The following is a 17,397-nucleotide window of genomic DNA, read 5'->3' on the forward strand; positions in this document are numbered from 1 at the left end:
TTTTACTGGCTACAAACCTCACACCCTGGGTTACGCATTAGCTTCATCTCGCGGAACTGGCAGGTCATCGCGTCATACATGACGATTTTCCCCGCGGCAGGCGTGCCGTAGTGCGTCAGCACTTTGATCGCTTCCATCGCCTGCAGTGAGCCAATCACGCCGACGAGCGGCGCCATCACGCCCGCCTCAACACAGGTCAGCGCGTTCTCGCCGAACAGGCGGCTCAGGCAGCGGTAGCAGGGATCACCATCCGCGTACGTGAAGACGCTGATTTGCCCCTCCATGCGGATCGCCGCACCGGAGACCAGCGGAGTTTTGTGGGCAAAACAGCCTGCGTTTAGCTGGTTACGGACGGCGACGTTGTCGGTGCAGTCCAGTACCAGGTCATGCTGTGCAATCTGCGCCGACAGCGCCTCGTCATCCAGCATCGCGTCAATGAGGGTGAACTGAACGTTGGGGTTGATGCGGGCCAGCGCAGCCCCGGCGGATCCCACCTCCGGCTGGCCAATGGTCGCGTCGCTGTGCAGCGTCTGGCGCTGCAGGTTGGATACCGATACGGTATCGAAATCCAGCAGTGTCATCCTGCCCACGCCTGCCGCCGCAAGGTACTGCGCGGCGGCGCAGCCCAGACCGCCCAGGCCAACCACCAGCACATTGGCCGCCTTGAGCGCTTCCTGGCCCTCGAAATCAAACCCGCGCAGGATAATCTGGCGGTTATAGCGCAGCATCTCCGGGTCGCTCAGCTCCACCGTCATGTCAGCCTCCGAACAGGTGGTTAAAGCGCTCGATCTCAACCCATTCGCCTGCTTCCACATTGCCACGCTCGCGCTCCAGCACGATAAAGCAGTTGCCCTGGCTGAAGGAGCTGAAAATGTGCGAGCCCTGGTGCCCGGTGGTGCTCACTTCGAGCTCACCGTCCGCGTTGCGCGCCAGAATGCCACGCTGGAAATCGAGACGGCCCGGTGATTTTTTCAGGCGCGTGGCGGCACGCACGCGCAGGCGTTCCGGCATCGGGTTAGCCTTGTTGCCGGAAAGCTTCGCCAGCAGCGGGATCACCAGCTGGTAGAAGGTGAGTGCCGCAGAGACCGGGTTACCCGGCAGGCCGCAGAACCAGCTGTGCGTGAGCTTGCCAAAGGCGAACGGTTTGCCCGGCTTGATAGCCAGTTTCCAGAAGGCGATTTCGCCCAGCTCTTCAAGGATGGTTTTGGTGTAATCCGCTTCACCTACGGAGACGCCGCCAGAGCTGATGACCACGTCGGCTGCGTTATCCGCCTCGATAAACGCGGCGCGCAGCTTTTCCGGATCGTCAGGAATGATGCCGAGATTAATCACGTCGCAGCCCAGCTGCTCCAGCATCAGGTGTACCGCCAGGCGGTTGGTGTCGTAAATCTGGCCGTCCTGCAGCGGCTGGCCCGGAAGCTGCAGCTCGTCGCCAGTGGAGAAAACGGCAACGCGCACGTTACGGATAACGTCGATTTCAGCAACGCCGAGCGACGCCAGCACCGGCAGCTCACCTACCGTTAGCTTCTGTCCGGCAGAAAAGACCGTTGCGCCAAGGGTGATATCTTCGCCCGTGCGGCGAATGTTCTGGCCCGCTTTAACGTTCGCGGTAAAACGCACGCCGTCGTCGGTCTGTCCGGTCTCTTCCTGCATCACCACGGCGTCGCAGCCAGCCGGAACGGGCGCACCGGTCATGATGCGCACGCAGGTACCCGCAGGCCATTCACCGCTAAACGGCTGACCCGCAAAGGCTTTACCCGCCACCGGCAGGGCGTTACCCGTCTGGAGATCCGCCAGGCGCACCGCGTAACCGTCCATCGCGGAGTTATCAAACCCCGGCACGTTAAGCGGAGAGACAATATCGCGCGCGGCAATACGGCCAAAACAGCGCACAAGCGGCAGCGTTTCAACCTCATGCAGTGGGGTAATGCGGCCAAGCATCTGCGTGAGTGCCGTCTCAAGCGGCATCAGTCCGGCGGTAAAATCCATGGTGGGCTCCTGCGGAGTAACAACGAAAACGCCCATTATGGCAGAAAAGTGCGGCTAACTGTATGACCCGATGGGTGTACGCTTTACATCACAGTTGCGTCTTTCTATATTCAAAAATCATCTGAAGTTTCATCGACGATAATGATATTTATAGAAAAAGCCGCAAATCAGGCTAACGGGTGATGCGAAATGGTTAATGCGGTAATCGCAATTCATGGTGGCGCCGGGGCAATCACCCGTGCACAGCTCAGTCCCGAGCAGGAAAAGCGCTACATTGACGCGCTGTACGCCATTGTGGAAACAGGCCAGCGGATGCTGGAAGCGGGCGAGAGCGCGCTGGATGTGGTCACCGAGGCGGTGCGCCTGCTGGAAGAGTGCCCGTTGTTTAACGCGGGTATCGGTTCGGTCTTTACCCGGGATGAAACGCACGAGCTGGATGCCTGCGTGATGGACGGTATTACCCTGAAAGCGGGCGCCGTGGCAGGCGTCAGTCGTCTGCGCAACCCGGTGCTGGCGGCGCGTCTGGTGATGGAAGCGAGTCCGCACGTCCTGTTGACGGGCGAAGGGGCGGAGACATTTGCCTTTGAACACGGAATGGAGTCGGTATCGCCCGATCTTTTTTCCACGGAGGAGCGCTATCAGCAGCTGCTGGACGCGCGTACGGCAGGCAAGACGCAGCTTGACCACGCCGCGCCGCTGGATGAAACCACCAAAATGGGCACGGTCGGCGCAGTCGCGCTCGATAAAGCCGGAAACCTCGCGGCGGCAACGTCAACGGGCGGGATGACCAACAAGCTGCCGGGGCGCGTCGGCGACAGCCCGCTGCCCGGCGCAGGGTGCTATGCCAACAACGCCACGGCCGCCGTGTCCTGTACCGGAACCGGCGAAGTGTTTATTCGTGCTCTCGCGGCCTATGACATCACCGCGCTGATGGATTATGGCGGATTAAGCCTGAGCGAGGCCTGCGAGCGCGTGGTAATGGAAAAACTCCCCGCGCTTGGCGGCGTCGGCGGGTTGATTGCGGTGGATCGTGAGGGCAACGTGGCCCTGCCGTTTAACAGCGAAGGGATGTACCGCGCCTGGGGCTACGCCGGTGATGAGCCCAGTACGGGGATCTATCGTGAATAAGGGGGCAAAACGTGCCGCACAGTGAAGAGCTGGACAACCGCCAGGTATTGGCTGTCCATCAGCTGAATATTGCGTTTCAGGAGGAGCGGCAGTTCATCCCCGCAGTACAGAATTTATCGTTTTCGCTGCATCGCGGCGAAACGCTGGCCATTGTCGGTGAGTCTGGTTCCGGTAAATCGGTTACCGCACTGGCATTGTTGCGCCTGCTGGAGCAAACGGGCGGGCAGATCGGCAGCGAGAAAATGCTCCTGCGCCGCCGTAACCGTCAGGTCATTGATTTAAATGAACTGAGTGGTTCGCAGATGCAGGGCGTGCGTGGGGCGGATATCGCCATGATTTTCCAGGAGCCGATGACCTCGCTGAACCCGGTTTTTCCGGTGGGCGAGCAGATTGCCGAGTCCATCCGCCTGCATCAGAGGTTAAGCGGCGATGAGGCGCTCCTCGAAGCGAAGCGGATGCTGGAGAGGGTGCGCATTCCTGAAGCGCAGGCCATTCTGGGGCGCTATCCGCATCAGCTTTCCGGGGGGATGCGCCAGCGCGTCATGATTGCGATGGCGCTCTCGTGCCGTCCGGCGGTGCTGATCGCCGACGAGCCGACAACGGCGCTGGATGTGACGATTCAGGCGCAGATCCTGCAGCTGATCAAAGTGCTGCAGCAGGAGATGGAGATGGGGGTGATTTTTATCACCCACGACATGGGCGTGGTGGCGGATATCGCCGACCGCGTACTGGTGATGCACCAGGGGCACGCCGTGGAGACGGGCACGGTTGAGCAAATTTTTCATGCGCCTGTTCATCCTTACACCAAAGCGCTGCTGGCGGCGGTGCCGCGTCTTGGGGCGATGAACGGCAGCGATTTACCGCGCCGTTTTCCGTTGATGGCTCAGGGCGAGGCGGGCATGCAGACGGCCGAAACCGAGCAAGATACGGTGGTGCCGGGCAGGCCCATTCTGGAAGTCCGCGATCTGGTCACGCGTTTTCCGCTGCGCAGCGGGGTGTTCAATCGCGTGAAGCGCGAAGTCCATGCGGTGGAAAACGTCAGTTTTGATCTCTGGCCGGGCGAAACGCTGGCGCTGGTGGGGGAGTCGGGCTGCGGAAAATCCACGACCGGACGCGCGCTGCTCAGACTGGTGGAGACCCAGGCCGGGACCATTACCTTTAACGGCGAACGTATCGACACCCTGCCAGACAGCAAGCTGCAGGCCGTGCGCCGGGATATTCAGTTTATTTTCCAGGATCCGTATGCTTCTCTCGATCCGCGTCATACGGTGGGGTATTCGATCATGGAGCCGCTGCGGGTGCATAACCTGCTCGACGGGGACGCGGCGCAGCGTCGCGTGGCCTGGCTGCTGGAGCGCGTCGGGCTGAAGCCTGAACATGCCTGGCGCTATCCCCACGAGTTTTCCGGCGGACAGCGACAGCGCATTTGCATTGCGCGGGCGCTGGCGCTGAATCCAAAAGTCGTGATTGCGGATGAGTCCGTTTCGGCACTGGATGTCTCTATCCGCGCGCAAATCATCAATTTATTGCTCGATTTACAGCGGGATATGGGCATTGCCTTCCTGTTTATCTCACATGATATGGCGGTGGTGGAGCGTATCAGCCACCGTGTTGCGGTGATGTACATGGGGCAAATTGTTGAGATTGGCCCGCGGCGGGCGGTATTTGAAAACCCGCAGCATCCTTATACCCGCAAGCTGATGGCCGCAGTGCCGGTTGCCGATCCTGCGCATCACCACGCCCAGCGCGTGCTGCTGCAGGATGAAATGCCGAGCAATATTCGTAAACGGGGCGAAACCCTGGAGCGCGTTACGCTTCGGGAAGTCGGTCCCGGCCATTTTGTCGCACCGCCGCGTCAGGACAATGCATTCTCGCGGTTATAACGTACACCAGGCAGGAGAACACAATGGTTAAATTTGTTGCTCGTACATGGCTGTTAGCTGCGAGCGTGACGGCGGCGCTGGCCGTCGCCCCCCCGTTCGCTGCCAAAGACGTGGTCGTGGCGGTCGGCTCTAATTTTACGACGCTCGATCCGTATGATGCTAACGACACGCTGTCGCAGGCGGTGGCGAAATCGTTCTACCAGGGGCTGTTTGGCCTGGATAAAGAGATGAAGCTCAAAAACGTGCTGGCGGAGAGCTATACCGTTTCGGACGACGGGCTGGTGTATACCATCAAGCTGCGCTCCGGCGTGAAGTTCCAGGACGGCACGGATTTCAATGCTGAAGCGGTGAAGGTTAACCTCGACCGCGCCAGCAATCCGGAAAATAGCCTCAAGCGCTACAACCTGTATAAAAATATCGCCAGTACCGAGGCGGTCGACCCGGCAACCGTGAAGATCACCCTCAAAGAGCCGTTCTCCGCGTTTATCAATATCCTTGCGCATCCGGCAACGGCAATGATTTCGCCAGCGGCGCTGAAGAAATACGGCAAAGAGATCGGCTTCCACCCGGTAGGCACCGGCCCGTACGAACTGCTTACATGGAATCAAACCGATTTTGTGAAGGTGAAGAAATTCGCCGGATACTGGCAGCAGGGCTTGCCGAAGCTCGACACCATTACCTGGCGCCCGGTGGTGGATAACAACACCCGCGCGGCGATGCTGCAAACCGGTGAAGCGCAGTTTGCCTTCCCGATCCCGTACGAACAGGCGGCGCTGCTGGCGAAAAACAGCAAGCTGGAGCTGGTTGCCAGCCCGTCAATCATGCAGCGCTACATCAGCATGAACGTGACGCAAAAACCGTTCGATAACCCGAAGGTGCGTGAAGCCATCAACTACGCCATTAACCGTCAGGCGCTGGTGAAAGTGGCCTTTGCGGGCTATGCCACTCCGGCGACCGGCGTGGTGCCGCCGGCTATCGCCTATGCGCAAAGCTACCAGCCGTGGCCTTACGATCCGGCCAAAGCGCGCGAGCTGCTGAAAGAGGCGGGCTTCCCGAACGGCTTCAGCACCACGCTGTGGTCGTCGCATAACCACAGTACCGCCCAGAAGGTGCTGCAGTTTACCCAGCAGCAGCTGGCGCAGGTCGGCATCAAGGCGCAGGTGACCGCAATGGATGCCGGACAGCGTGCGGCAGAAGTGGAGGGCAAAGGGCAGAAAGAGAGCGGCGTGAGGATGTTCTACACTGGCTGGTCGGCTTCCACCGGTGAAGCCGACTGGGCGCTGTCACCGCTGTTTGCCTCACAGAACTGGCCGCCAACGCTGTTCAATACCGCGTTCTACAGCAACCCGCAGGTGGATAAAGACCTGGCCGATGCCCTGAAAACCACCAAACCGGAAGAGAAAGCGCGCCTCTACAAAGACGCGCAAGATATTATCTGGAAAGAGTCGCCGTGGGTGCCGCTGGTGGTGGAAAAACTGGTCTCCGCCCATAACAAAGCGCTGACCGGGTTCTATATCATGCCGGATACGGGCTTTAGCTTTGACGACGCGGATTTAAAATAACACTCATGCTGAATTATGTTTGTAAACGCCTGCTGGGGCTTATCCCGACGCTGTTGATTGTGGCGGTGCTGGTGTTTCTGTTTGTCCATATGCTGCCGGGAGATCCGGCGCGGCTGATTGCCGGGCCCGAGGCGGATGCGACCGTTATTGAACTGGTGCGAAAGCAGCTGGGTCTCGACAGGCCGTTGTATATGCAGTTCCTGCACTATATAGGCAACGTGCTGCAGGGCGATTTTGGCACCTCGATGGTGTCGCGTCGCCCGGTGTCGGAAGAGATTGCCAGCCGCTTTATGCCGACCTTTTGGTTAACCCTTGCGAGCATGGGCTGGGCGGTGGTGTTTGGTCTCGGTGCGGGAATTGTCGCCGCCGTCTGGCGCAACCGCTGGCCGGATAAACTGGGTATGGCGCTGGCGGTGACCGGCATCTCCTTCCCTGCATTCGCCCTCGGGATGCTGCTGATGCAGATCTTCTCCGTGGAGCTGGGCTGGTTGCCGACCGTGGGCGCGGATACCTGGAAGCACTACATTCCCCCCTCGATGACCCTTGGCGCAGCCGTGGCGGCTGTGATGGCGCGTTTTACCCGCGCCTCGTTTGTCGACGTGCTGAGCGAAGACTACATCCGCACCGCGCGGGCGAAAGGGGTCAGCGAGAAGTGGGTCATCCTCAAGCACGGTTTTCGCAACGCGATGATCCCGGTAGTAACGATGATGGGGCTGCAGTTTGGCTTCCTGCTGGGCGGCTCCATTGTGGTGGAGAAGGTCTTCAACTGGCCGGGGCTGGGGCGTCTGCTGGTCGATTCAGTCGACATGCGCGATTATCCGGTGATTCAGGCGGAAGTCCTGCTGTTCTCGCTGGAGTTTATTCTTATCAACTTAGTGGTGGACGTGCTTTACGCCGCCATTAACCCGGCCATCAGGTACAAGTAAGATGCGATTGTTGAACTGGCGTCGTCAGGCCGTATTAAATGCTATGCCGGGGCTAAAGCCGGAGCACATCCGCACTCCGTGGTCTGAATTCTGGCGGCGTTTTCGCCGTCAGCCTGTCGCGATGACGGCGGGGCTGTTTGTTTTGCTGCTGATTGTGGTGGCGATCGTTGCGCCGTGGGTCGCGCCGTTTGATGCGGAAAACTATTTTGACTATGACCGTCTGAACGACGGGCCGTCGATGATGCACTGGTTCGGCGTGGATTCGCTCGGGCGGGATATCTTCAGCCGCGTGCTGGTGGGGGCGCAGATCTCGCTGGCCGCCGGGGTCTTTGCGGTGTTGATCGGCGCGGCGATAGGCACGGTTTTGGGTCTCGTCGCCGGGTATTACGAAGGCTGGTGGGACCGCATCATCATGCGCATCTGCGACGTGCTGTTTGCCTTCCCCGGCATTCTGCTGGCGATTGCCGTGGTGGCGATCATGGGCAGCGGCATGGCGAACGTCATCATTGCGGTCGCGGTCTTTTCGATACCGGCCTTCGCCCGCCTGGTGCGCGGCAACACGCTGGTGCTGAAACAGCAGACCTTTATCGAATCCGCCCGCAGTATGGGGGCCAGCGACGCCACGATCCTGTTCAGCCATATTCTGCCGGGGACGGTGTCGTCCATCGTGGTCTATTTCACCATGCGTATCGGCGTGTCGATTATCTCGGCGGCCAGCCTGTCATTTCTGGGGTTAGGGGCGCAGCCTCCCACGCCGGAGTGGGGCGCGATGCTGAACGAGGCGAGAGCAGATATGGTGATTGCACCGCACGTGGCGATCTTCCCAAGTCTGGCGATTTTCCTGACGGTGCTGGCGTTTAACCTGCTGGGGGACGGACTGCGCGACGCGCTGGATCCACGGATTAAGGGGTAGGTTTTTGCAGGATCTTACCCCTCACCCTAACCCTCTCCCCTGAGGGGAGAGGGGACTGCTCGGTGCGGTCTGTTCCCCCTCGCCCCTTTGGGGAGAGGGCCGGGGTGAGGGGTTAATGTTTAAACCCGGCTACCCCACAGGTCATACTCGTCCGCGTTTTCAACCTTCACGCGAATAATATCACCCGGCTTAACGTTGGTTTCGCCGTTCAGGTAAACCGCACCGTCGATTTCCGGGGCGTCTGCCATGCTGCGGCCAATCGCGCCCTCTTCGTCCACTTCATCAACGATCACCATGATCTCGCGGCCCACTTTTTCCTGCAGACGCTCAGCAGAGATCTGCTGCTGCAGCTGCATGAAGCGGTTCCAGCGCTCTTCTTTCACCTCTTCTGGAACCTGGTCCGCCAGCTCGTTGGCGGTTGCGCCCTCTACCGGGCTGTACTTGAAGCACCCAACGCGGTCCAGACGGGCTTCTTTCAGGAAGTCGAGCAGCATCTGGAAATCTTCTTCGGTTTCACCTGGGAAGCCGACGATGAAGGTGGAGCGCAGGGTCAGATCTGGACAGATTTCACGCCACTGCTTGATGCGCGCCAGCTGGCGGTCAACGGAGCCAGGACGCTTCATCAGCTTCAGAATACGCGGGCTGGCGTGCTGCAACGGGATATCCAGGTACGGCAGAATTTTGCCTTCCGCCATCAGCGGGATCACATCGTCAACGTGCGGGTACGGGTAGACGTAGTGCAGACGCGTCCAGATACCGAGCTTCGCGAGCTGCTCGCACAAGCCGACCATGCTGGTTTTCACCGGCTCGCCGTTGTGGAAACCGGAGCGGTGTTTCACGTCCACGCCGTAGGCCGAGGTGTCCTGGGAGATGACCAGCAGCTCCTTCACGCCCGCGTCGGCCAGACGTTTGGCTTCCGCCAGCACTTCACCGATTGGACGGCTCACCAGATCGCCACGCATGGACGGGATGATGCAGAAGGTGCAGCGATGGTTGCAGCCCTCGGAAATTTTCAGGTACGCGTAGTGGCGCGGCGTCAGCTTCACGCCTTGTTCCGGCACCAGGCTCAGGAACGGGTTGTGCTTGGGTCTTGGCACGTAGTGATGAACATGTTCCAGCACCTGCTCGTAGCTGTGCGGGCCGGTGATCTCCAGCACCTTCGGATGCACTTCGCGGATCTGATCCACTTTCGCGCCCAGGCAGCCGGTGACAATGACTTTGCCGTTTTCGGTCAGGGCTTCACCGATGGCTTCCAGAGACTCCTGAACCGCACTGTCGATAAAGCCGCAGGTGTTGACGATCACCATGTCGGCATTGTCGTAGCTTGGCACCACGTCATAGCCTTCGGTACGAAGTTCGGTCAGGATGCGTTCGGAATCCACCAGGTTTTTCGGGCAGCCGAGGGAGACGAAGCCGATTTTCGGCTGGTGCGTAACATTGCTCATAGGTTAAAAATTCATCAATTATGGAGTTATCAGGGCGGGATTTTACAGCGTATCGCGGGGGATTTATACATTCTTTGCATGGCGGATGCGGTGAGGAAAGGTTGTAACATTGTAAAGAATGTTAATCAGTTAAGAATTATTGATCTCAGGCATTAAATTGTACAAAAAATGACCTTATTCTGAATGTGCAACATGGCTGACAGAGGAGGAAATAGCATGTCCGTTGACAGACTGAAACGCGATCTGCTTAACAAGCTGATCAACGCCCGAATCGACCTGGCCGCGTATCTGCAGCTCAGGAAGGCAAAAGGCTATATGTCAGTCAGCGAAAGCGAACATCTGCGTGATAACCTGTTTGAACTTTGCAATTTCATGCGTGAAAAAGCACCGACCCTGAAAGCGGAATACGATGAATGCGAGCTGATGGCGCTGCGTCGTGCCGCTGAGGTGCTCTCCATTGCAGGGGTATGTTTGATGAACGGACGCCACGACTGCCCGAATTTTATCGCTGTTAACGCGGAGAAGCTTGAAAACTGCCTGACAACGCTCTCTCTTTGCATCATGTGTCTGAACGAGCACGCGAAGCTTGCCCAGCACTGAGCCCGGGGGAGGCGACTCCCCCTTCTGATTAAGCTTTTGTAAAAGTGGTAACGCGCCCGAACGTTGTGGCTAATCTTTATGCCATATGCCGATAAAGGAGCGCGTTATGCATCGATCCTCGCTGATTTTACTGCCTGCGTTATTTTTCCCTTTTTCTCTCCTCGCTGCGCCTGACGCGGTAAAGGTTGAGGTGTTGCAGAACCGACTCGATCACCCCTGGTCACTGGCCTTTTTGCCGGATAATAAAGGCGTGCTCATCACGCTCAGAGGCGGCCAGCTGAAACACTGGCAGGCCGGAAAAGGGTTGTCTGACCCGATTGTCGGCGTGCCCAGGGTGTGGGCAAACGGCCAGGGCGGTTTGCTGGACGTGGTGCTGGCACCTGATTTTGAACAATCGCGACGCATCTGGCTGAGCTATGCCGAAGTGGGCAATGACGGGAAAGCGGGCACGGCGGTGGGCTACGGTCGGCTGAGCGACGATCTGTCGCGCATTGAAGCCTTCCAGGTGGTGTTCCGCCAGATGCCGAAACTCTCCACCGGGAACCATTTTGGCGGTCGGCTGGTGTTCGACGGCAAAGGGTACCTGTTTATTGCTTTAGGGGAGAACAATGAGCGCCCGACGGCGCAGGATCTGGACAAGCTTCAGGGCAAAGTGGTGCGCCTGACGGAGGACGGGAAGGTGCCGCCGGATAACCCGTTTGTAAACACCGCCGGCGCGCGGCCTGAAATCTGGTCCTACGGCATTCGTAACCCGCAGGGGATGGCGATGAACCCGTGGAGCGACACGCTATGGCTTAACGAGCACGGCCCGCGCGGCGGGGATGAAATCAACATCCCGGAAAAAGGGAAGAATTACGGCTGGCCGCTGGCGACCCACGGCATTCACTATAGCGGCCTGAAAATTCCGGAAGCCAAAGGTGAGCACGCGGAGGGAACGGAAAAACCGCTGTTTGTCTGGAAGGTTTCCCCTGCGGTGAGCGGCATGGCCTTTTACAACAGCGACGTCTTCCCGCAGTGGAAAAACAAACTGTTTATCGGCGCGCTGAAGGAGAAAGACGTCATCGTGCTGAGCGTCGACGGCAATAAGGTGACGGAAGACGGGCGTATTCTGGGTGATAAAGATCGGCCTATTCGCGATGTGCGGGTTGGGCCGGACGGCTATTTATATGTCCTGACCGACGAGACGGACGGGCAGCTGTTGAAAGTCAGCCCGTCCGGCACGTAATCAGGTAACCGGGATCATCACCGCGTTACGGTACGCCGGGCGCTCGGTAAGCTGCTGAAGCCAGCGCTCGAGGTGAGGGCGTGGCGTCCATTTCAGACCCATATTGGTCAGATTCCAGACGAATGGTGCAACCGCAATATCGCCCACGCCGAACGCGTCGCCTGAGAACCATTTGTGCTTCGCCAGCTCGTCGTCCATCATCGCAAACAGGGTCTCACAGGTGTCCTGGGCTGCATGAATGGCGGGATAGTCACGTTCGGCTTCCGGCGTACGGATAAGCCCCATCAGGATCACGCGGTGAGTGGGAGAGAGCGTCTGGTTTGCCCAGTCCATCCACTTTTCACCCTGAGCACGCTGGGCTGGGCTTTCTACCCACAGACGGCCCTGACCGTACTGCGCGGCAAGGTAACGGACAATGGTGTTGGACTCCCACAGCGTGGCATCGGTCTCATCGTCGCGCAGCAGCGGCACCAGCCCGTTCGGGTTCATCGCCAGGTAGTCAGCCTCTTTGTTCACGCCGAACGACATGCCGGCCATGATTTGATTAAACGGTAAACCCAGTTCCTCCAGCGTCCAGAGCACTTTCTTCACGTTGGTTGAGTTGTTCCTGCCCCACAGCGTAATCATATTTACTCCCGATGAGATGTGAATCCGAGTCAGCTTTTCGCCATGGTGAGATAAACCTAACAATTACGCAACAGAAGACAAAAAAATCGCCTGAATCAAAGCGTAAATGAATGTTATTGCATAAACTTTAATAACTTTACCCTGGTTGGGTTTCTTTAACCGTTTTAGTGCGCTATTACTCATCGCTTCTTGCGACACGGTGATGTGACGTAATTTTTTGAATGGACACTCGGGTGGCATTTATGACGCGAAAACTGACTTCTCTGCGCAGCCTGGCGGCAGGCTCTGCGCTCCTCTTCCTTTTTGCCCCACCGCTCTACGCGGCGGAACAGGCGGCGCCCGAAGCGCCACCGGTGGATGCCCGCGCCTGGATCTTAATGGACTACGCCAGCGGTAAAGTGCTGGCAGAAGGGAATGCCGACGAGAAACTCGACCCGGCAAGCCTGACCAAAATCATGACCAGCTACGTGGTGGGTCAGGCGCTGAAAGCAGGCAAAATTAAGCTTGATGATATGGTCACCGTCGGGAAAGACGCCTGGGCGACCGGTAACCCGGCGCTGCGGGGCTCGTCGGTGATGTTTCTGAAGCCCGGGGATCAGGTCTCCGTTTCCGATCTGAATAAAGGTGTGATCATTCAGTCGGGAAATGATGCGTGTATCGCGCTGGCCGATTACGTCGCGGGCAGCCAGGATTCGTTCATTGGTTTGATGAATGGCTATGCGCAAAAACTGGGCCTGACCAACACCACCTTTAAAACGGTCCACGGTCTCGATGCGCCGGGGCAGTTCAGTACCGCGCGTGACATGGCGCTGTTGGGGAAAGCGCTGATCCACGACGTACCGGACGAATACGCGATCCACAAAGAGAAAGAGTTTACCTTCAATAAGATCCGTCAGCAGAACCGCAACCGTCTGTTGTGGAGCAGCAACGTCAACGTGGACGGGATGAAGACCGGCACCACGGCGGGCGCAGGTTATAACCTGGTCGCGTCCGCTACCCAGGGCGATATGCGCCTGATTTCGGTGGTGCTGGGCACCAAAACCGATCGAATTCGCTTTAATGAATCAGAAAAACTGCTGACCTGGGGCTTCCGCTTCTTTGAAACCGTGACGCCGATTAAGCCGGATGCCACGTTCGTCAGCCAGCGCGTCTGGTTTGGCGATAAGAGCGAGGTGAATCTGGGCGCGGGTGAGGCCGGTTCAGTGACCATTCCGCGCGGTCAGCTGAAAAACCTGAAAGCCAGCTTCACCCTGACCGACCCGCAGCTTACGGCTCCGCTGAAAAAAGGCCAGGTCGTCGGGACGATTGATTTCCAGCTTAACGGCAAGTCGATTGAACAGCGTCCGCTGATTGTGATGGAAGCGGTAGAAGAGGGCGGATTCTTCAGCCGGATGTGGGATTTCGTACTGATGAAATTCCACGGGTGGTTTGGCAGCTGGTTTAGCTAAACCTTATGGGTTTTCTCCCTCTCCCTGTGGGAGAGGGCCGGGGAGAGGGCATCAGGCCGCACCCCTCTCAATACATCAACTTCACCTGCTGCGCCTTCGCATGGGCCACAATCTCGTCGTCCGGGCGGCAATCGCTGACGATGGCATCAAACTGCGCCAGCTCGCCCATTCTTGCCGGACGCACCTTGCCAAACTTGCTGTGGTCCACCACCAGCACATGATACTGCGCGGCATTTAACGCCCAGTGCTTCACGGGTAACTCTTCCAGGTTAAAGCAGGTCGCGCCCTGACGCACGTTCACGCCCGCCGCAGAATAAAACGCGATATCCGGGCATAAGTTACTCAACGTGTCCTGCAGGTTCAGCGGCTTAAAGATGGCATTACTGGCGTGGAACTCACCGCCGCAGAGGATCACCCGGCATTCGGGTTTCTCCTGCAGCGCCAGAAAGGTGTTCAATGAGTAACAGACGGCGGTAAACGGGAGGCTGCTGTCAATGGCTTCGATGATCCACGGCGTGGTGGTCCCGCAGTCAAAAAACAGGGTTTGATGCGGCTGCACCAGGGAGGCCGCGAGCCGTGCCGCTTTGCGCTTCTCTTCCACCAGACGCGTTTTTTGATCGCTGATCAGATAGTGGCTGGCGCTACGCGGCTCGAGGACGATGTATCCGCCCAGCAGCACAACGGGGGCGCTGTCGCTGTTAAGATCCCGACGAATGGTCATCTCAGAGACGCCGAGCAGCGTAGCAGCTTCCTTGAGGTGCAGTTTATCACTACGCTTCAGCGCCTGGAGCAGCTGAGCAATGCGGTCATCGCGTCGTGTTTCCATAGATCCTCAGGATGAAAAAGTGAACCCCCGCAGGGCGGGGGCTCAAGTGTAACCTGTCGGAACGGGATTAGTCACGTATCCAGCCTTTGCGGATCGGGAGGGCAAACAGCACGCGATACAGCTGAGACAGCCCGCGGTAAAGCGCCGGGCCAAAGAGGCTCCACAGGATCGCCGCGCTCACGCAGCCGATCAGCCCCACCAGGAACCCGCCCACCATATCCAGCGGCCAGTGAACGCCAAGATAAACGCGGGACCAGGCGATGGCCAGCGCGATACCCATCAGCACCGCGCCAGACCACAGGCGATGCCAGAACAGGAACGCCAGGGCGAAGGTGAAAATCACGGTGCCATGATCGCTTGGGAAGGAGTCATCAGGCGCATGGTGCAGGAAATTATACCCAACGTGATCGACGAACGGACGGTCGTGGGGGAAGGCATGTCCCAGCAGATAGCTGGTCACTACGCTGACACCGATGGCCATCGCCACTTTGATCACCAGCTGGCGCTGTGCAGTGACCTCTTTACGTGGACCCCACAGCCAGAGAACAACGGCCAGTACAGGTACAATCGAGATCAAATCTCTGGCAACAAAGGTGGCGAAATCAATCATCCATTCCGGCGAGGCTGGCGTGGCGTTGATGAAATAAAACAGTCCGTAGTTCAGATTCTCTAACATAATGTCGTCACTCTTTCGCAAACCAGGCGGAAACAAGGCCATAGACCACCACCTGGGAAAACCAGACCCACCACCCAGCCCACAGGTTGTGAGAGAAAAAATGCGCCCCGCGCATGACCTGACCGTAACCCATTACCAGACCCAATACCGCACCCAGCACGACGAAACTCCAGGCCAGACGTGGACGTTCGCGCCAGAAGGCAAAAAACAGCCCCATCACCATAAAGCCGCTTGACGAGTGGCCGCCCGGGAAGCAACGGCCCGGTCCGCTGTCTGCCGGTACCGCGCTAAACAGGGGGTAAGAAACCGCCTTCCCGCCATACTCCACCAGATCCCACGGACAGCTATGGTGGCTAATGCTTTTCAGCACGCCGACAACCAGTGCACCCAGCCCCATCAGAAGCGCAGCCGTGAGGAGTCGGGCATTGCGCTTGACGACACCGTAAATCAGCGCAACCGCAGCCAGGGCGATAGAGACATACTTCGCCAGCCGATGGTTGAGCAGGTCCAGCATCGGGTTTTGCTGCAACGGAAAATGGCGCGTCGCTGCGTCATACCAGAAACCGGTGATCCATCTGTCGAGCGTTTCGTCACGTGAAAGCCAGGTAAACAGGACGGCGAGGACAATCAGCACGAAAAGCTGATAACCATAAAAGCGCAGGGGCAAACGGTAAAGGTCTTTTGTCTTATTTGTCGGCAAGTTAGACAATTCTGAAGGGCTGAAGGTGTAGGCCATAATTAGGGTCAGTGACGTGAAAATAGGGCTATCATAAAACTGTCAACTTAAGGAAACCTTAAACGACGACGATAAGTGCTTTATTTCTGTTTACTATCGATAATTTGCTATCTCGGGCTGCGGCAATTCATTACACTCATCGCGATTTTTTCATCATAAAGAGATTGCATGTTAAACCGTTCTTCTTCCGGTAATCGTCTGGGACGTCAGGCGTTACTTTTCCCTCTGTGTCTGGTGCTCTACGAATTCTCTACCTATATCGGCAACGATATGATCCAGCCCGGTATGCTGGCCGTGGTAGAACAGTACAACGCGGGTATCGAGTGGGTGCCGACCTCCATGACCGCCTATCTGGCGGGCGGCATGTTTTTACAGTGGCTGTTAGGGCCGCTGTCGGACCGTATTGGTCGTCGTCCGGTGATGCTGACCGGCGTGGTGTGGTTTATTGTCACCTGTCTTGCCACGCTGCTCGCGCAAAACATTGAACAATTTACCCTGCTGCGTTTCCTGCAGGGGGTGAGCCTGTGCTTCATCGGTGCCGTGGGGTATGCCGCTATTCAGGAGTCGTTTGAAGAGGCGGTGTGTATCAAAATCACCGCGCTGATGGCGAACGTGGCGCTGATTGCGCCGCTGCTGGGACCGCTGGTGGGCGCAGCCTGGGTGCACGTTGCGCCGTGGGAGGGGATGTTCATACTCTTCGCCGCCCTTGCTGCCATCTCCTTCTTTGGTCTGCACCGCGCGATGCCGGAAACGGCTACGCGTCTGGGTGAAAAACTCTCCCTGAAAGAGCTGGGACGCGACTACAAAGAGGTGTTGAAAAATGGCCGCTTTGTCGCGGGCGCGCTGGCGACGGGCTTTGTCAGCCTGCCGCTGCTGGCGTGGATTGCGCAGTCGCCCGTCATTATCATCAGCGGTGAGAAACTCAGCAGTTACGAGTACGGTTTGCTGCAGGTGCCGATCTTTGGCGCGCTGATCGCCGGTAACCTCGTGCTGGCACGTCTGACGTCGCGCCGCACCGTTCGCTCGCTGATTATTATGGGCGGCTGGCCGATTGCGGCAGGGTTGGTCATGGCTGCGGTCGCTACGGTGGCCTCTTCCCACGCCTACCTGTGGATGACCGCGGGGCTGAGCGTCTATGCCTTTGGTATTGGCGTGGCGAATGCCGGACTGGTGCGCCTGACGCTGTTTGCCAGCGAAATGAGTAAAGGCACGGTGTCCGCCGCGATGGGCATGCTGCAGATGTTGATTTTTACCGTCGGAATTGAGGTGAGCAAGCACGCTTACGCGTTTGGCGGCAACGGGCTGTTCAGCCTGTTCAACCTTGCCAACGGCGTGCTGTGGGTGGGATTAATGGTGGTGTTCCTGAAAGACAAACGCATCGGAAGTGCCCTGCAACCTTGATCTGTTTATTCC

Annotated in this window: 16 protein-coding genes; 9 read left to right on the top strand and 7 right to left on the bottom strand. The window is 58.2% G+C overall.

Annotated features, from left to right (window positions below):
* Positions 1 to 2: 2 nt before the first annotated feature.
* A complete protein-coding gene (gene moeB / locus ENTMO_RS0107920; protein ID WP_010428985.1) occupies positions 3 to 755 on the bottom strand; it encodes a molybdopterin-synthase adenylyltransferase MoeB in 753 nt (250 codons plus the stop codon).
* A 1-nt stretch (position 756) separates the two neighbouring features.
* Positions 757 to 1,989, bottom strand: a complete 1,233-nt coding sequence (gene moeA, locus ENTMO_RS0107925; protein ID WP_010428987.1) for a molybdopterin molybdotransferase MoeA — start codon at positions 1,987 to 1,989, stop codon at positions 757 to 759.
* Positions 1,990 to 2,178: 189 nt separating this feature from the next.
* On the opposite strand from moeA, the gene iaaA reads away from it, so the two are divergent.
* From iaaA to gsiD, 5 genes are read left to right on the top strand one after another with little or no spacing between them, the layout of a single operon-like run.
* Complete coding sequence (gene iaaA, locus ENTMO_RS0107930) at positions 2,179 to 3,117, top strand: beta-aspartyl-peptidase (RefSeq protein ID WP_010428988.1); 939 nt, start codon at positions 2,179 to 2,181, stop codon at positions 3,115 to 3,117.
* An 11-nt stretch (positions 3,118 to 3,128) separates the two neighbouring features.
* Positions 3,129 to 5,000 (top strand): glutathione ABC transporter ATP-binding protein GsiA, encoded by a 1,872-nt coding sequence (gene gsiA, locus ENTMO_RS0107935; protein ID WP_010428991.1) that lies wholly within the window; start codon positions 3,129 to 3,131, stop codon positions 4,998 to 5,000.
* 23 nt (positions 5,001 to 5,023) lie between these two features.
* Entirely contained in the window at positions 5,024 to 6,562 is a 1,539-nt protein-coding gene (gene gsiB, locus ENTMO_RS0107940; RefSeq protein ID WP_010428994.1) for a glutathione ABC transporter substrate-binding protein GsiB, read from the top strand.
* Positions 6,563 to 6,567: 5 nt separating this feature from the next.
* A complete protein-coding gene (gsiC, locus tag ENTMO_RS0107945) occupies positions 6,568 to 7,488 on the top strand; it encodes a glutathione ABC transporter permease GsiC (RefSeq protein ID WP_010428997.1) in 921 nt (306 codons plus the stop codon).
* 1 nt (position 7,489) lies between these two features.
* Positions 7,490 to 8,401, top strand: a complete 912-nt coding sequence (gsiD, locus tag ENTMO_RS0107950; protein ID WP_010429000.1) for a glutathione ABC transporter permease GsiD — start codon at positions 7,490 to 7,492, stop codon at positions 8,399 to 8,401.
* A 119-nt stretch (positions 8,402 to 8,520) separates the two neighbouring features.
* Here the strand turns inward: gsiD and rimO are convergent, their stop codons facing one another.
* Positions 8,521 to 9,846, bottom strand: a complete 1,326-nt coding sequence (rimO, locus tag ENTMO_RS0107955; protein WP_010429003.1) for a 30S ribosomal protein S12 methylthiotransferase RimO — start codon at positions 9,844 to 9,846, stop codon at positions 8,521 to 8,523.
* Positions 9,847 to 10,062: 216 nt separating this feature from the next.
* Here rimO and bssR point away from each other — a divergent pair, with 216 nt between their 5' ends.
* Positions 10,063 to 10,446, top strand: a complete 384-nt coding sequence (gene bssR / locus ENTMO_RS0107960) for a biofilm formation regulator BssR (RefSeq protein ID WP_010429006.1) — start codon at positions 10,063 to 10,065, stop codon at positions 10,444 to 10,446.
* 106 nt (positions 10,447 to 10,552) lie between these two features.
* The gene (locus ENTMO_RS0107965; protein WP_010429011.1) at positions 10,553 to 11,671 is read left to right on the top strand and encodes a PQQ-dependent sugar dehydrogenase; all 1,119 of its coding nucleotides are present in this window, start codon (positions 10,553 to 10,555) and stop codon (positions 11,669 to 11,671) included.
* On the opposite strand, the gene ENTMO_RS0107970 is transcribed toward ENTMO_RS0107965, so the two are convergent.
* On the bottom strand, positions 11,672 to 12,298 hold the full coding sequence (locus ENTMO_RS0107970) for a glutathione S-transferase family protein (RefSeq protein ID WP_010429014.1): 627 nt from the start codon (positions 12,296 to 12,298) through the stop codon (positions 11,672 to 11,674). It lies immediately after the preceding gene.
* A gap of 242 nt (positions 12,299 to 12,540) precedes the next feature.
* Here ENTMO_RS0107970 and dacC point away from each other — a divergent pair, with 242 nt between their 5' ends.
* Positions 12,541 to 13,746, top strand: a complete 1,206-nt coding sequence (dacC, locus tag ENTMO_RS0107975) for a serine-type D-Ala-D-Ala carboxypeptidase (RefSeq protein ID WP_010429017.1) — start codon at positions 12,541 to 12,543, stop codon at positions 13,744 to 13,746.
* A 67-nt stretch (positions 13,747 to 13,813) separates the two neighbouring features.
* On the opposite strand, the gene deoR is transcribed toward dacC, so the two are convergent.
* The 3 genes from deoR to ENTMO_RS0107990 all read right to left on the bottom strand — a co-directional run bounded on the left by deoR (position 13,814) and on the right by ENTMO_RS0107990 (position 15,984).
* Positions 13,814 to 14,572, bottom strand: coding sequence for a DNA-binding transcriptional repressor DeoR (gene deoR, locus ENTMO_RS0107980; protein WP_010429018.1), 759 nt, complete (start codon positions 14,570 to 14,572; stop codon positions 13,814 to 13,816).
* Positions 14,573 to 14,639: 67 nt separating this feature from the next.
* The gene (ybjG, locus tag ENTMO_RS0107985) at positions 14,640 to 15,248 is read right to left on the bottom strand and encodes an undecaprenyl-diphosphate phosphatase (protein WP_010429020.1); all 609 of its coding nucleotides are present in this window, start codon (positions 15,246 to 15,248) and stop codon (positions 14,640 to 14,642) included.
* A gap of 7 nt (positions 15,249 to 15,255) precedes the next feature.
* Complete coding sequence (locus tag ENTMO_RS0107990) at positions 15,256 to 15,984, bottom strand: phosphatase PAP2 family protein (RefSeq protein WP_010429022.1); 729 nt, start codon at positions 15,982 to 15,984, stop codon at positions 15,256 to 15,258.
* Positions 15,985 to 16,152: 168 nt separating this feature from the next.
* On the opposite strand from ENTMO_RS0107990, the gene ENTMO_RS0107995 reads away from it, so the two are divergent.
* On the top strand, positions 16,153 to 17,385 hold the full coding sequence (locus tag ENTMO_RS0107995) for an MFS transporter (RefSeq protein ID WP_010429024.1): 1,233 nt from the start codon (positions 16,153 to 16,155) through the stop codon (positions 17,383 to 17,385).
* Positions 17,386 to 17,397 lie beyond the last annotated feature (12 nt).

This window comes from Enterobacter mori LMG 25706, assembly GCF_000211415.1.
GTDB lineage: Bacteria > Pseudomonadota > Gammaproteobacteria > Enterobacterales > Enterobacteriaceae > Enterobacter > Enterobacter mori.

Excerpts from the sequence above, each read along its gene's own strand:
- deoR (WP_010429018.1), bottom strand. The coding sequence starts at position 14,572 with ATGGAAACACGACGCGATGACCGCATTGCTCAGCTGCTCCAGGCGCTG.
- ybjG (WP_010429020.1), bottom strand. The coding sequence starts at position 15,248 with ATGTTAGAGAATCTGAACTACGGACTGTTTTATTTCATCAACGCCACG.
- moeB (WP_010428985.1), bottom strand. The coding sequence starts at position 755 with ATGACGGTGGAGCTGAGCGACCCGGAGATGCTGCGCTATAACCGCCAG.
- ENTMO_RS0107990 (WP_010429022.1), bottom strand. The coding sequence starts at position 15,984 with ATGGCCTACACCTTCAGCCCTTCAGAATTGTCTAACTTGCCGACAAAT.
- rimO (WP_010429003.1), bottom strand. The coding sequence starts at position 9,846 with ATGAGCAATGTTACGCACCAGCCGAAAATCGGCTTCGTCTCCCTCGGC.
- ENTMO_RS0107965 (WP_010429011.1), top strand. The coding sequence starts at position 10,553 with ATGCATCGATCCTCGCTGATTTTACTGCCTGCGTTATTTTTCCCTTTT.
- ENTMO_RS0107995 (WP_010429024.1), top strand. The coding sequence starts at position 16,153 with ATGTTAAACCGTTCTTCTTCCGGTAATCGTCTGGGACGTCAGGCGTTA.
- gsiC (WP_010428997.1), top strand. The coding sequence starts at position 6,568 with ATGCTGAATTATGTTTGTAAACGCCTGCTGGGGCTTATCCCGACGCTG.
- gsiB (WP_010428994.1), top strand. The coding sequence starts at position 5,024 with ATGGTTAAATTTGTTGCTCGTACATGGCTGTTAGCTGCGAGCGTGACG.
- bssR (WP_010429006.1), top strand. The coding sequence starts at position 10,063 with ATGTCCGTTGACAGACTGAAACGCGATCTGCTTAACAAGCTGATCAAC.
- iaaA (WP_010428988.1), top strand. The coding sequence starts at position 2,179 with ATGGTTAATGCGGTAATCGCAATTCATGGTGGCGCCGGGGCAATCACC.
- moeA (WP_010428987.1), bottom strand. The coding sequence starts at position 1,989 with ATGGATTTTACCGCCGGACTGATGCCGCTTGAGACGGCACTCACGCAG.
- dacC (WP_010429017.1), top strand. The coding sequence starts at position 12,541 with ATGACGCGAAAACTGACTTCTCTGCGCAGCCTGGCGGCAGGCTCTGCG.
- ENTMO_RS0107970 (WP_010429014.1), bottom strand. The coding sequence starts at position 12,298 with ATGATTACGCTGTGGGGCAGGAACAACTCAACCAACGTGAAGAAAGTG.
- gsiD (WP_010429000.1), top strand. The coding sequence starts at position 7,490 with ATGCGATTGTTGAACTGGCGTCGTCAGGCCGTATTAAATGCTATGCCG.